Annotated in this window: 9 protein-coding genes; 7 read left to right on the plus strand and 2 right to left on the minus strand. The window is 42.8% G+C overall.

From position 1 onward, the window contains the following. Window positions 1–39: 39 nt before the first annotated feature. Window positions 40–2,973 (minus strand): M16 family metallopeptidase, encoded by a 2,934-nt coding sequence (locus tag EZ437_RS19450; RefSeq protein WP_131597742.1) that lies wholly within the window; start codon window positions 2,971–2,973, stop codon window positions 40–42. Window positions 2,974–3,074: 101 nt separating this feature from the next. Here EZ437_RS19450 and surE point away from each other — a divergent pair, with 101 nt between their 5' ends. From surE to EZ437_RS19485, 7 genes are all read left to right on the plus strand, one after another. Beyond that, window positions 3,075–3,923 carry a 5'/3'-nucleotidase SurE gene (gene surE, locus EZ437_RS19455; RefSeq protein WP_225869631.1) on the plus strand — a complete coding sequence of 283 codons (849 nt, stop codon included), beginning with the start codon at window positions 3,075–3,077 and terminating at the stop codon, window positions 3,921–3,923. 12 nt (window positions 3,924–3,935) lie between these two features. Next, window positions 3,936–4,205 (plus strand): stationary phase survival protein SurE, encoded by a 270-nt coding sequence (locus tag EZ437_RS19460; RefSeq protein WP_131597743.1) that lies wholly within the window; start codon window positions 3,936–3,938, stop codon window positions 4,203–4,205. Beyond that, complete coding sequence (lpxB, locus tag EZ437_RS19465) at window positions 4,202–5,311, plus strand: lipid-A-disaccharide synthase (RefSeq protein WP_131597744.1); 1,110 nt, start codon at window positions 4,202–4,204, stop codon at window positions 5,309–5,311. Before EZ437_RS19460 ends, lpxB begins: the two co-directional genes overlap by 4 nt. Window positions 5,312–5,702: 391 nt before the next feature. Further along, window positions 5,703–8,738, plus strand: a complete 3,036-nt coding sequence (locus tag EZ437_RS19470) for a SusC/RagA family TonB-linked outer membrane protein (protein ID WP_131597745.1) — start codon at window positions 5,703–5,705, stop codon at window positions 8,736–8,738. A gap of 37 nt (window positions 8,739–8,775) precedes the next feature. Continuing rightward, window positions 8,776–10,440 carry a RagB/SusD family nutrient uptake outer membrane protein gene (locus EZ437_RS19475; RefSeq protein ID WP_131597746.1) on the plus strand — a complete coding sequence of 555 codons (1,665 nt, stop codon included), beginning with the start codon at window positions 8,776–8,778 and terminating at the stop codon, window positions 10,438–10,440. A 161-nt stretch (window positions 10,441–10,601) separates the two neighbouring features. Further along, window positions 10,602–12,863 carry a GH92 family glycosyl hydrolase gene (locus EZ437_RS19480; RefSeq protein WP_131597747.1) on the plus strand — a complete coding sequence of 754 codons (2,262 nt, stop codon included), beginning with the start codon at window positions 10,602–10,604 and terminating at the stop codon, window positions 12,861–12,863. A 4-nt stretch (window positions 12,864–12,867) separates the two neighbouring features. Beyond that, the gene (locus tag EZ437_RS19485; protein ID WP_131597748.1) at window positions 12,868–14,283 is read left to right on the plus strand and encodes a glycoside hydrolase family 125 protein; all 1,416 of its coding nucleotides are present in this window, start codon (window positions 12,868–12,870) and stop codon (window positions 14,281–14,283) included. Between the two features lie 46 nt (window positions 14,284–14,329). Here the strand turns inward: EZ437_RS19485 and EZ437_RS19490 are convergent, their stop codons facing one another. Next, window positions 14,330–15,421, minus strand: coding sequence for a serine hydrolase domain-containing protein (locus EZ437_RS19490; RefSeq protein ID WP_131597749.1), 1,092 nt, complete (start codon window positions 15,419–15,421; stop codon window positions 14,330–14,332).

Below are 15,421 nucleotides of genomic sequence, written 5' to 3' on the forward strand. Positions count from 1 at the left end.
AAGATGGAGCTTCAGTAGAAGCCCATCTTATTACAATGATCAATATCCGAAGATCTGTTCTAAACTTAGTTTGGTAAGCGCACCAAATTTTTGCAGTTCTTCAGGTTTCACTTTCTTTTCAGAAGCCACAATGCAGTAGTTGTATGGCTTGTTTGCGATATTATTTTCATGAAAAGCTTTGATGTCTGCAAAGGTCAGTGGTTTCAGTCCGTTGTATTCATCAATTCTTGAATCATGGTCTATCCCTAATCTCTGATCTGCAAAATAACTTTGAATGATGTCGTCTTTAATCACCCTGCTGGTTTCCAGGCTATTCAAAGCATTGTTTTTAGATGCTTCAAAGGAGTCATTTGCTTGCGGAAGATTATTGAGTAATTCATTCATGCCTATTACTGCATCATTCATTTTATCAGCCTGGCTACCTACATATGCCATCATTGAATATTCTCTTCCTTCTCTGGCTGGAGGGGCGTAATAGGCGTAAGTAGAATAGGCAAGGGCTTTCGATTCACGAATGGTCTGGAATACGATTGAACCCATACCACCACCAAAATAACTGTTGAACAAATTAATTTTAGCAGTAAGCTTTGGGTCGTATATCCCGGTATTCCTAACCCAGCGCACCTCTGATTGTACCATGTCATAGTCGGCAAAGTATACCTGGTTGGCAGCATTATGGAGATAAGTAAACATTTTGGCCGGTGCGCCCGGTGTAAATTCTGAAGGCAGGGGGTGCAGCTTTACAATATCTGTTGTAAACTCTTTCAGGGTTTTTGGTCCATAATAGGTGATGGTATGCTTATAGTTATTGATGTTCCGGAAAATGTAGATCAGATCATCCGATTTAATATGCTTCACCTCCTCGTTGCTCATGGTAAAGTTGAACGGGTTTTCTGCACCATGCTGGGCATAAGACATCAGCCCATCCAGGATAGCGTCTTTGTTTAGCTTATTGTTTTCCCTTCTCTTCAGAATGGTGTTCTTTAGTTCTGCCAGTGCCGGTTCATTTGCTTTGCAATTGGAAAGAATGTGTTCTACCAGGCGAACTGCTTTGTCGAAGTTTTCCTGTAATCCGCTGATGTTAATTGCCGCAGTCTCACTGGATACGTTCAGACTGTATGTGCAGGCAATGTTGTAAAACTCCTTGCTGATCTGCTCCGCAGAATATTTATCTGTGGCTAAAAAAGTAAGATACTGAGCTGCATAAGGCAGTAATTTATAATTCCAGGCACCGATGTCAAAACGGTACGACAAACGGAAAATGCTATTTTCTTTGTTTTTTACCGTGATCACGTCAGCTATACCAGCTTTGCCAAAGTTCAGGGCTTTTTTATAATCCAGAAAGCTTGGCGCAATTGGTATTGTTGGCCCGGCAATCAGGTTTTTTGTAAATTGAGAAGTAGAATCAGCATTTGCATTTATAGGGGTTATCATAGGCTTCTCTACTTTTAATACATTTTTATCTTCACCTTTGTGTTTAAATCCCACTACGTAATTGTCTCTAAAAAACTGATTGGCAAAATTAACGACCTGTTGTTTAGTAATTTTGGCCATATCATCTGGCGTACTTAATGACTTGTCCCAATTGAGCCCTCTATTTTGAATAAACTCAGTGGTAGCAGACTCCACCCGATAGGCATTGCCGTCAAATGCCTGAAGAAGCCTTAATCTTGAATTAGCTACTATTGCGCTGATCAAGCTTTCGTCAAACGCTCCGGTTTTCAGCAGTTTGATCTGATCCAATAACAATTGTCGGGCTTGCTCCAGCGACTGACCTGCTTTAGGTTGCGCAGAAATGCTAAATACACCATAATCTTTCATTTGCTGAGCGTACGCATTTGCCTTTAATACTTTTTGCTGTTTGTTTAAGTTGATGTCAAACAAGCCTGCCTTTCCGTTGGACAGGATACTGGAGATTAGGTCAAGCATCAGGCTTTCTCTGCTATTTTGAGGATATCCTCGGTAATATAACTCTACACTTTCTGCACTGGGTCCGTAGACATCCACTTGCTGAATAGCTGTTAAAGGCTTTTCAGGAGCGGGATTGTACAATTCAAGTGGTTTGGGTTTCATATAGGCAAATGATTGATCCACCTTTTTAATCATTTCATCCGGGTTGAAATCTCCCGACAGGATCACGGCCATATTATTGGGCACATAATATTTATGGTAGTATTTTTTGATCTCGACCAGTGATGGGTTTTTCAGGTGAGCTATAGTCCCGATAGTGGTTTGTTGACCATAATTGTGGGTCGGGAACAACAATTCAGACATCATCTCATCGAGTTTCCATCCATCATTATCCAGTCCGCGGTTCTTTTCTTCATAGACAGCCTCCAGTTCGGTATGGAATATACGGAAAATGGGCGCCCGGAACCGCTCTGCCTGCAAGGCAAGGAATTTATCGGTTGCATTGGCAGGAAAGTCTTCATTGTAGACAGTTTCCTCATACCAGGTATGTGCATTGCTGGATTGTCCGCCAATGGCCTTGATCATTTTGTCGTATTCATTGGCTATCGAAAAGTTTGATGCCTCGCCTGAAGTTTTGTCAATCTCAGCATAGATCTCTTTGCGTTTTGCAGGGTCAGTAGTGATATTGTACTGCTCGTATAGTGCATCAATCTTATCCAGCAAAGGCTTTTCTTTGGCGAAATCCAGTGTGCCAAACTTGTCTGTTCCCTTAAACAGCATGTGCTCCAGGTAATGTGCCAGTCCTGTTGCATTGCGCGGATCGGTATTGCTACCTGCCCTTACAGCTAAACGGAATTCAATGATTGGTTCTTTTGTGTTTTGGGAAAGTATGGCTGTTAAACCGTTTTTAAGCGTATAAAATCTTGATTTTGTCGGGTCGTTTGTTACGTACTTATAGGTGTATCCTCCAGCGCTTGCAGTTTTCCATTTGTAGGTTGACTGCGCCATTATGCCTTGTCCGGCAAAGAGGAGCGAGACTATCAGCAATAGTTTTGTTTTCATGTTATGAATAAGTTATAGCGCAAACTTAGATATAATAGCCACAATAAGCAATTCTATAAAATGCTGAGCTTTATTATCTGAATTCTTGTATTTTTACCGGTATGAAGAAGCAAGGTTCAAGGCCTAACATTTTGGTCGTAAATGACGATGGCATTACTGCACCAGGAATTAAAAACCTGATTGAAGTAGCACAGGAATTGGGAAATGTGGTAGTCGTAGCTCCCGACGGCCCACAATCAGGTATGGGTCATGCCATTACCATTGGCAAGCCCCTTAGGTTTGACAGGGTAGACCTGTATCCGGGGGTGGAGATGTATAAGTGTTCGGGAACGCCGGTCGACTGTGTAAAGCTTGCTGTCAATAAAATATTTAAAGGTAAAAAGCCTGACCTTTGTGTGTCGGGCATAAATCATGGCTTAAACAACTCCATCAATGTAATCTATTCAGGAACAATGTCGGCCGCCGTAGAAGGAGCTATTGAAGGCATTCCCTCCATTGGTTTCTCACTTGATGATTTTTCGCAGGAAGCAGACTTTAGCCATTGCAAAAAATTCATCAAATCTATAGCCGAACAAGTGCTTGAGCATGGCTTGCCTGCAGCTACATTGCTGAATGTCAATTTCCCAAAAGGGGATAGCCTAAAGGGGATTAAGATCTGCAGACAGGCCAATGCGAAATGGGCAGAAGAATTTGATGAACGCAAAGATCCTTATCAGCGGTCATATTACTGGCTGACTGGTGTTTTTGAGAATTATGATAAAGGTGAGGATACGGATGTATGGGCATTGGAACACGGGTTTGTATCGGTAGTTCCTGTACAGTTTGACCTGACGGCGCACCATGCCATACCACTGCTCAATTCATGGGATTTCGGAAATCTGGGTGGAACAGGAAAGCCCGCAGGCGATGCACATAAACTATCCGGACCTGACGGATCGTCGCTGGGTTAAATTACAAAGAAGATGAATAAATATTTGCAGCGTACAAAGAATAATGTGTGGATAGGCCTGGCAATCGGAATTTTAATTCCAGGTGTGCTGCTGATAGCTGCATGGTATATCATTCATCATCAAAATCTGAAAAAGGTTGATCTGCTTTACATCGCCTGTATTGCAGTCAATGCCTATGCCATGCAGGTCTATTTTCGTTTAAATAGGGAACAGGTAGGCAGGGGTATTCTGTCAGCCACCTTTCTCTGGGCTTTCGTATTTTTCTTTTATAAAGTAGCATGAGGTATTATTTGGTAGCAGGCGAAGCTTCAGGGGACCTGCATGGTGCCAATTTAATGAAAGCACTTAAACATCAGGATGCCCATGCCGAATTCAGGTATTATGGCGGGGAAAAGATGCAGACGGAAGGTGGTGAACTCAGAAAACACTATGCCGAGATGGCCTTTATGGGTTTTACAGAAGTCCTGTTAAATCTGCGCACCATTCTTAAAAATATGAAGGCATGTAAGGCAGATATATTGGCCTACTGTCCGGATGTTTTAATCCTCATAGACTTTCCGGGCTTCAACCTGAAAATTGCTGAATTTGCCAGTCAGAACGGAATTAAAGTATGTTATTATATCTCCCCTAAAGTTTGGGCCTGGAACCAAAAGCGTGTATTGAAGATCAAAAAAATAGTGGACAGGCTGTTTTGTATACTTCCTTTTGAAGTAGATTTTTATAAAGAATGGGGTATGGAGGTAGACTATGTGGGCAACCCGTTACTGGATGAAATTGCACAGTTTAAGCCCGATCTGGATTTTAAAAATAAGCAGGGTTTGAATGACAAGCAGATCATTGCTTTGCTGCCAGGTAGCCGTAAACAAGAGATAGAACGTTTATTGCCAAATATGCTCAGCGTAACCGACAGCTTTAGTGATTGTCATTTTGTGGTGGCAGCCGCCCCCAACTTTGATGCGTCCTATTATCAGCAGTTTATAGGCGCTAAAAATATAACCCTGGTATTTGGCCAAACGTACGACCTGCTGCATGTGGCAACATCAGCAATAGTGGCATCGGGTACCGCTACCCTGGAAACTGCATTATTTCATGTGCCGCAGGTAGTGGTCTATCGAGGTGGGACTATCTCTATTGCCATAGCAAGAATGCTCGTAAAAATTAAGTTTATATCCCTTGTTAACCTCATCATGGACAGACAGGTAGTGAAAGAGTTGATTCAGGAAGACTGCAATACAGTAAATATTGCAGCTGAGCTAGCGCTGATCACACAAGGTCCATACAGGAAAAAAATGATGGATGACTACCGTCAGCTCTCTGATAAAATGGGATCGGCAGGAGCATCAGAAAGAACAGCCAGCCTGATATTGGATTATCTTAATAATAATTAATACCCGGGAAATTTTAACCTGTTGACCCTCTGAATTTTTCAGGAGAAGTTGATCTTTTTTTGTGTACAGATGAAACATTTGAGTTAGATAAAACGTTTTACTGAAATATATATCCCTATATAATATGAAAACTACAGATATTTTTAACTCAGCCGCGCTCCCTAAAAACCCCAGGATTATTATAAAAGAAAACATCACTTTTCTAATAATTGCCTACGAACAGTAGAAATTTCCCGCCCATTATTATCTAGATTTTTTATCGCTTAAGCTTTTTTAGGATGCATTCATTCTGATGCCTTATGGCAATGGATTTGCATTTTTTAAAATTGCCTGGAGCGTTATTTCATCAAATCAACTAATCATCCATTATAAATTTTAATTAAATCATCCAATGAAAATTAAACTACTATTCAGTGCAGTGATACTTTTTCTCTGTACGCTTGGTTTTCGGGGTTATGCTGCTAATTTCTTTCAGCAGGACACTACGAAAAAAGACACCAGCAAAACACAGGTAGCGGCGCCACCCGCACCGCAAGACACTACCCGGCAAAAAATTATTACAGGTATTGTGGTAGATGAGAAGTCTCTGCCGGTTCCCGGTGTAGGCATCAAATCTGCTTCCGGTAAATCGGCAGTAACTGATGCGGCAGGTAAATTCAGTATTCCGGCAGGCCCCACAGAAATGCTATCTTTTTCTTACCTGGGCTATACTGCGCAAAGCAAGGCTGCAGGAAATGGCAATGCGCCGCTAACCATCCGGCTGGTTCCCTCAGAAGGGGTAAACCTGCAGGATGTAGTGGTGGTGGGTTACGGTACACTTGACAAAAAGGAAGTGACCTCTGCGGTAGCACATGTAGATTCGGCCGATTTCAGGCAGAGTGGTTCTAGAAACGCACTCGACCTGATCCAGGGCAAAGTAGCCGGTCTGCAAATCACACGTACCGGAGGCTCCAACCCAAATTCAGGTGTAGGCATACAGCTGCGGGGGGTGACCTCTGTCACCGGCAGTCAGAGTCCGCTCATTGTTATCGACGGGATACCGGGTGGTAACCTCGATCTTTTGCAGCAGGATGACATTCAGTCTATTGACGTGCTGAAAGACGGATCTGGGGCAGCCATATATGGTACCCGGGCCAATGCAGGAGTAATCCTGATCACCACCAAAAAAGGTAAACCAGGTCCTGCCAAATTCGATTATTCAAGTTATGTTCGCCGTGAGTATCTGTACAGACGCCCGGATTTTATGACTGCATCAGAATTGAGGGCCAGGATTGCATCGGGTGAGTTGGAACGCACCGACTATGGACATACTTCCGATTTTTTCAACGACCTGGTCAACAATAATAATATCAGCCAAAATCACAACCTTGCCTTATCTGGCGGTTCGGATAATACCAGCTACAGAGCCAGTTTAAATTTCCGTGATTTGCAAGGTTTTGCCAAAGAAAACGGCAGGCAAGAGTATGGAATAAGGTTAAACCTAAACCAAAAAGGATTTGACAATAAGTTGTTGGCGCAGATCAATCTGACCACCACATTTAACAAGGCCAATCAATTGGGCGGAGGTGGCTGGGAAGATCAGTTTAAACGCAATCCGACACTTTCCAATTACAATGATGACGGTACATTTTATTTCGAAAATACCAGCACCAATCAATTTGCCAGGTTGCTGCAGGAAACGAACAAAAGACAGCAGCAAACAAGCTCGGTGGATACCAAAGTCGATTACGAAATTGTTCCAGGCTTAAAAGCATCTATCTTCGGGGCAGTTCAAAGAAATAGTTATATCGATGGAGAATACAGGGCTGTCAATGGGGAGTATTCTATAGAAAACGATATTTATAAAGGCGGGGGATATGCTCGTCGCAATACCGTTCTGGAACAGAATTTTTCAGTGGAACCCACACTGGAGTATCGCACCACTTTTGCAGAAGACCATAGCCTGACCGGGATAGCCGGCTACAGTTACCGCTACGAAGTTTTTGAAGGATTTAATGCGAACAACCTTGGATTCCTGAACGATCTGTTTGATGAGAACAATCTAAATGCGGGTAACCAGTTGGCAGCAGGTAAAGCTGGCCTTGGCAGTTATAAAAACGACAATACACTAATCGCCTTTTTTGGAAGGATAAACTATTCTTACAAAGGAAGGTACTTTGTACAGGCTATCTACCGCCGTGAAGGCTCTTCCAGATTTGGTGTCAATAACAAATGGGGAGATTTCCCTGCTTTCTCAGCTGGTTGGACGATCAGTGAAGAGGAATTCATGAAAGACAATAAGTTTATCAATTATCTGAAACTGAGGGCAGGATTTGGGGTGACAGGAAACTCAGGTATCAACAATTATTCTTCACTGGTGACGCTGGGTACAGGAGGGGTTTATCTGTATCCTGATGGACAATACCGCGAAACCTATGGTCCCGACCGTAATCCAAATCCGGATCTGAAATGGGAAAAGAAAAAGGAGTATAATGTTGGTTTGGATTTTGGACTGATCAACAATAAACTCTCCGGTTCCCTTGATGTGTATAACCGTGTTACTCAGGATTTATTGGACAATTACGATTCGCCTCAGCCGCCATATATCAGGGGCAGTATCTACACAAATGTAGGGACCATTTCTGCCAAAGGGATAGAGCTGGCATTAAACTATAAGGCGATCACTAACGATAATTTCACCTGGAGTGTGGACTTTGCAGGAAGTACCACTTCAAATAGGCTCGACTCTTATTCAAATGATACATATAAAAGAGATAACCTGTTTCTGGGCGATATAGGTGGCTACGGGGCATTAGGTACTGCAATCCGTACTTACGAAGGTGGTAAGCTTGGTGAATTCTGGGGCAAGAAATTTGCAGGGTTTACTGAAGACGGTAAATGGTTGTTTTATAACAGGGCAGGAGAGAAAGTTCGTAATGACGACATCAATAATTCGCCAGACAGAGATGTAACCGACTATGGCGTGATCGGTAATGGTATCCCTAAATATTACCTGTCACTGGCCAATAATTTCAGTTACAAGAATTTCGATTTCAGGATATTCCTGAGAGGTAAATTTGACTATCAGATCCTGAATACTACTGCCATTTCCTATGGAAATAAGATCTCGGGTGATAACCTGCTAAACTCAACATTTGACAAATATGCTGAGATCGACGATACGTATATGTACTCCGATTACTACATGGAAAACGGAAGCCATCTAAAAATCGATGAGGTGACGTTGGGATATAGATTTGGCCTTAAATCGAAGTTCATCAGGAATTTCCGGGTATATGCAACCGGACAGAATCTGGCCACCATTACAGGATATACCGGCAACGACCCTGATTTTGTAAGCGATACAGGCCTCGCACCGGGTATTGACGGAAGAGGGCCATACCCAAGCACAAGGTCATTCCTTATGGGATTAACTATTGGATTTTAAGTCAGACAGCATGATAAGCTTTAACAAAATTAAACAGATGAAAATACTACATAAAACACTAATAATAGCAGGACTTGCCGGAGCGGCAGCCCTGTTCGATTCCTGTACAAAACTGGATGAGAACCTGTATGATACGCTGGAGAGCAATAATTTTTATAACAATAAGAATGAGATCATTTCGGCAGTATTGAGGCCATATACCCATGCGAATGCCTGGGCTACACCATCAGGACAAAATGGCTGGTGGAGAGCAAATGAACTAACTGCAGATCAGCTGGCATGGCCTACTAAAGGCAGGCACGGAGAGGATGGTGGACAATGGAAAAGATTACATTACCATACCTGGACCAACGATGAAGGTGGATTGAATAATGCCTGGACATTGATGTACTGGGGAGTAGGACTAACCAACGACCCAATTCAAAAAATAGAAAGTAAGGATGCGGCGGCCATTGGCCTCACACAAGTAGAAAAGGATGCCTATGTAGCAGAACTTAAGTTGTTTCGCGCTTTTCACTACCTGAAGCTGATGGACTTGTTTGGAAACATACCGATCGCGACAGAGGTTCCGGTAGGTTCAGTCCCTCGAGATCAGCTCCCTAAGTCATCGACGAGTGCAGAAGTTTTTGCCTTTATTGAAAAGGAAATAAAAGAAAACGTAGAGAAGGCCCCTGCCCTTTCAAAGTCTATGTTGGGAAGGATGTCAAAAGCAGGTGGATATGCCATGTTGGTTGAGCTTTATTTAAATGCAGAAGCATGGACAGGAACCGCCAAATGGGATGAGTGCATTGCCGCCGCCGATAAGTTGATCAACAATGAGGCAGGTGGATTAAACGGTGCGATGGCTCTTGACGTTAATATCACAGATGCATTCAAACCCAACAATGACTTGTCTAAAGAGGCGATTTTTTCTATTGCATACGAGTTTCAGCGCGCGAATTTTCAGCCCTCCTGGACTGGTGATTTTTACCATTTTCAGCAGCAGCACATTTATGGTGGTAGCAGGAACGGTAACGACGGAGTGGTTGTCGTTCCAGGAAATTATACCACTTACAAAGACCAAGATTTAAGGAAATCGGAATGGTTGCTAGAGGGGCCAATGGTTCGTTTTGATAATGGTCAGCCGGTTATTGCATCAGGAGGTAATGAGTATGATGGCAAACAGCTCGTCTTTGTCGATAATATCCAAAGAAATAAAACCGGATCAACCGTATCTAATATGAGCGAAGGTGAAGAAAATAGCGGGGTGAGGTTCAATAAATACAAGCTTGGAAATCAAGTAACGGGCGCAGATGGCACCCCTCCCAATCCAAACTACAATAATACTGACTGGCATATTTACAGATTAACCTGGATCTATTTTGCGAAGGCAGAAGCCATTATGCGGAAAAATGGAGGGGCTGCAAATGCAGAAGCAGTACAGTTAATCAATGATTGTAAGAAACGTGCGTTCAGTGCTGCCAACTGGACCACAAATGCCTACACAACTTCAACCCTGACACTTACAGAACTGCTAGAGGAAAGAGGTCGCGAGTTTATCTTTGAAGGGTTCAGAAGAGATGACTTAATCCGTTTTGACAAGTTTACTACTGGAGCATGGTGGGATCACCAGCCTAGCGCTCCAACCAGAAAATTGTTTGCCATACCGCAACAGCAAAGGGCCTTAAATCCCAACCTGACACAAAATCCGGGTTACAATTAATACTTTCTAAATATCCCTATATAATGAGCGGATGGTTGTTTACAAAACAATCATCCGCTCTTCTTTTATAAGTAATTTTAATTTGCTATTATTGGATACTAAAACGATTTAAACCAAATATCACGCCTTATAGTAGGTCTATAAGGCTACTAAACACACACATGAAACTAAATAAACTTTTCTTCACACTTTTGTTACTCGGCAATGCATCATTTGCCCAGAAAGCAGACCTCGTCAGCTATGTAAATACACTGCAGGGCACCAATTCAAAGCATGAGCTAACCAGGGGAAATACGTACCCGACCACAGCGTTGCCTTTTGGCATGCACACCTGGACACCGCAGACCGGAAAGAACGGCGATGGCTGGAAATACCAGTATTTTAAGGAGCATATCCGTGGCTTTCAGCAGGCCCACCAGTGCAGTTCCTGGACCAGAGATTATGCGGTATTTTCTTTTATGCCAATGACGGCACTCGTGGTAGATGAAGACAAACGCGAAGCCAAATTCAGCCATGCCAATGAAATAGCCAAGCCAAACTATTACAAAGTACAATTCGACAATAAGATCACTACAGAGATATCTCCTTCAGAGCGCGGCGCACACCTCAGGTTTACTTATCCAAAAGGAGAAAAAAGCTTCCTGGTACTGGATGGTTACAATAGAACAAGTGGTGTTAAAATTCATCTGAAAGAGCGTAAGATTACCGGATGGGTGAGTAACGGACAAGGGTTTAGGAATAATTGGAAGAGTTATTTTGTCATTCAGTTTGACCAGCCTATTAAATCTTATGGGACCTGGGAAAACAGGAATAATACCATTTCTGCTGATTCAATAAGCGCAGAAGGACGGGGCAAAGGTGCCTATATTGAGTTTCAGGCAGGTGCTAAGGTGCAAGTTAAAACGGCATCTTCTTACATCAGTATGGAGCAGGCAGAACTAAACCTCAAAACCGAACTGGGTGCAGATAAAACATTGGAACAAACTAAAGCCAACGCTGCTGCGGTATGGAATAAATCGCTGGGCAGGATCGTTGTGGAAGGTGGATCAAAAGCTGATATGGAAACCTTTTACTCTTGCTTTTTCAGAGCAAGCCTGTTCTCCAGAAAATTTTATGAAATCGGACCAGATGGTAAGCCCTATTACTTTAGCCCTTATGATGGTAAGGTACATTCCGGATACATCTATACAGACACAGGTTTTTGGGATACTTTCCGGGCGCAGTTTCCGTTAAATGCATTGATTCACCCCGAAATGCATGGGCGTTACGTAGCATCCATGGTTGATGCCTACAAACAATGCGGATGGCTGCCTTCCTGGTCGTTTCCAAGTGAGGCCGGAAGTATGATCGGTAACCATGCCATTTCCCTCTTTACAGATGCATGGGCAAAGGGCTTAAGAACCTTCGATCCTAAAGAAGCCCTGGATGCTTATCACCATGAAGCGATGAACAAAGGCCCATGGGGACCTGCTAACGGTCGTGATGGGGTCAAAGAATACAACGAATTAGGCTATGTGCCATATCCTAAATACAGGGAGTCTACTGCCAAAACACTGGAATATGCCTACGATGATTATTGCGGATATGAATTGGCAAGGCTAACCGGCGATAAGAAGTACATGGATATTTTCGAAAAGCCGATGTACAACTATAAAAATGTTTACGACCCATCTACCAGGTTCATGAGAGGCAAGGGCATTGACGGAACCTGGACTAAAAACTTCGATCCCATTGAGTGGGGCGGTCCATTTACAGAGGGTAATGCATGGCATTATCACTGGTCGGTATTTCAGGATACAAAAGGACTGATCAATCTAATGGGTGGATATCAAAATTTTACAGCTAAACTGGATTCTGTATTTACTGAGCCTAATAAAGTTAACGTAGGTTCTTATGGTGGGATGATCCATGAAATGACTGAAATGGTGATGGCCAATATGGGACAGTATGCGCATGGTAACCAACCCATCCAGCATATGGTGTATCTGTATAATTACGCCAATCAGCCCTGGAAGTCGCAGTTTCATGCACGTAATGTGATGTCAAAATTATATGATGCTACGGAGAATGGATACCCCGGCGACGAAGACCAGGGACAAACATCGTCCTGGTACGTACTAAGTGCACTAGGGTTTTATAGCGTAACACCCGGCACCGGAGAATATGTGATGGGAAGCCCGATGTTTAAAAAAATAACGCTTAATTTAGAGAACGGTAAGAAGTTCGTGATTGAAGCTTCGGCAAACAGTAAAGACAATGTTTACATTCAGTCGGCATCATTAAATGGAAAAGCATACACTAAGAACTTCCTTATCCATAGCGACCTTACCAAAGGCGGGACACTAAAGTTAGTAATGAGCAATAAACCCAATGAACAAAGAGGTATCTCTGATGAGGACAAACCTTTTTCTTTAACCAAATAACAACATGAAAAGAAGAATTTTTTTACAAAACACAGGGCTTTTAGCAGCGGGAATGATGGCAAGCAAAATGTCATTTGCTGCTGCACCGGATTTTCCGGTAGTAAGGGTAGCCGCATCAAAAAGACATTTTCAAAGTACTGCCGTAGAGGCAGCTATCAAGGAATTTCAAGCAAATGTGAAAAACAAGGAGCTGGCCTGGTTGTTTGAGAACTGCTTTCCAAACACTTTGGATACCACAGTTACCCATAAAACGGTAAATGGTCGTCCTGATACCTATGTTATTACAGGTGATATTGATGCAATGTGGCTTCGTGACAGTACAGCCCAGGTGAGTCCATACCTTTCCCTCGTAAAAGATGATAAGGCCTTACAGCAATTAATTGCAGGCGTTATCAACCATCAGGTAAAATGTGTACTTAAAGATCCATATGCCAATGCTTTCTATGGTGACCCAAGTAAAGTAGGTGAGTGGGCTACCGATAAAACAGATATGAAACCCGGTGTACATGAAAGGAAGTGGGAAATCGATTCGCTATGCTATCCAATTCGCCTGAGCCACCATTATTGGAAACTGACTGGTGATACTTCACCTTTTGATTCAACCTGGAGGGATGCCATCTCAACAATTGTAAAGACCTTTAAAGAACAGCAACGCAAAAATGGCCCCGGACCATACAGGTTCCAGCGCGAAACGATGTTTGCTACAGACACGGTTCCTGTAAGCGGACTGGGCTACCCTGTAAAACCGGTAGGCCTGATCTGTTCAGTATTCAGACCAAGTGATGATGCTACTATTTACAACTTTTTAATTCCATCCAACTTTTTTGCGGTAGTAAGCCTTCGTCAGGCAGCAGAGATCCTGACTACAGTGAATAAAGACAATGAGCTGGCCGAAGAGTGCAGGGCATTGGCTACGGAAGTAGAAAAAGCGATACAGAAATACGGCGTGGTAAACCATCCTGATTTTGGTAAAGTATACGCCTTTGAGGTAAATGGTTTTGGTAGTTTCAATATCATGGACGATGCCAACGTGCCAAGCTTGCTGTCACTTCCATACCTTGGCGCGGTAAAAGAAAATGACCCTATCTATAAAAATACCCGCAAACTGATCCTTTCTTCTGAAAACCCGTTCTATTTCGAAGGGACAGCTGCAAAAGGAATAGGCAGTCCACATACCGGAATGCACAAAATCTGGCCGATTGCGCTTACCATGCAGGGATTGACCAGTAAAACGGATGCGGAAATTAAATCATGCCTGGAGTTATTGCAAAAAAGCCATGCAGGTACCGGGTTTATGCATGAATCTTTCAATATGAACGATCCTAAGGATTTTACCAGATCCTGGTTTGCCTGGTCAAATACGATTTTTGGAGAATTCCTGTGGAAAGTATATAAAGAGCGGCCACATTTATTGGCATAGATAATCTCTTTCAAAAGCGATTGCCATAACGGCAGTCGCTTTTTCTTTAAGACTCGGTGCTCTTTATCAACTTTTCCAGGAGTGCAAATATTCCTTTTAGCGCCTTTTCAGTAGCACTGTTGGCTATGATAATATAAGCGATATTCTTGTCCTTATTGATCAGTGTGTAGGCATAAAAGGTTCCCGCCGATCCGGCATGTTCAGTCAGGCGCTTGCCGCTTTCACTTACATTAAGCCATCCTATTGCGTACTTGTCCAGACCATAGTGCAGGTAGTTGTATGTTGTTGCTTTAAGGAAGTTGTCCTTCCCTTTTAGTCCTGATAAATTCAGCTGGATAAATTTAACGTAATCAGCCAAAGGCATACTAATGTCTCCGGCAGGTTCTATCAGATTCAAATTGTAGCTGGTTGATGAGGGCAGGGGCGTCAGCACATTATTTTCTAACCAATGGCCCCAGGGTTGGTTTTCGTCGTTTCTATTAGGCCAGCCTATTTTATAACTTAATTTCAATTTTTTGCCAAGCACCTCATCTATCATCGCTTCCCAAGTTTTGCCGCTTGCTTTTTCGAGCATCAGTGCGGCTATGCTGTACCCTGCATTGGAATAATTGTATGGCTGATCGTTGGCTCCCACCGGGTCATGGCTCAACAGATACTTTGCAAACTCTTTCCTTTGCTCAGACTTAGTACCTGTGAATTTAGGTAAGGTTTGAAATTCTGCGCCACTATTGTAAGGTTTGATTCTTGCCCTATGGGACAGTAGATCGGCCAATGTGATGTTCAGGTAAACGGGGTTGGCAGTAGCTTTCCACTCTGGAAACAGCTCGTAAAACTTAGTTGTCCAGCTGATCTTCTTTTGCTCTGTTAAATATCCGGCGATGAAGCCTGTAATGGCCTTGGTATTAGATCCTAAATGAAAGAAATCTGTTGGCTTCGCTTTACCTTCTTCGTTTTTAAGATCTGCTCTGTGATAGCCAAGCGTATTGGCGACCAATATGCTGTCGGAAGTAAAAGCGGCATAGGTTATTTCCGGAATTTCACTTGCAATTCTTACGCTGTCTGCAAAGTCTTTAAGTTTTTGCGCTTCTGAGGTGAAAAAAACGAAACATAAAATGAAGACAGCAAACAGTTTTTTCAT

The sequence above is a fragment of the Pedobacter psychroterrae genome (assembly GCF_004331695.1).
Lineage (GTDB): Bacteria > Bacteroidota > Bacteroidia > Sphingobacteriales > Sphingobacteriaceae > Pedobacter > Pedobacter psychroterrae.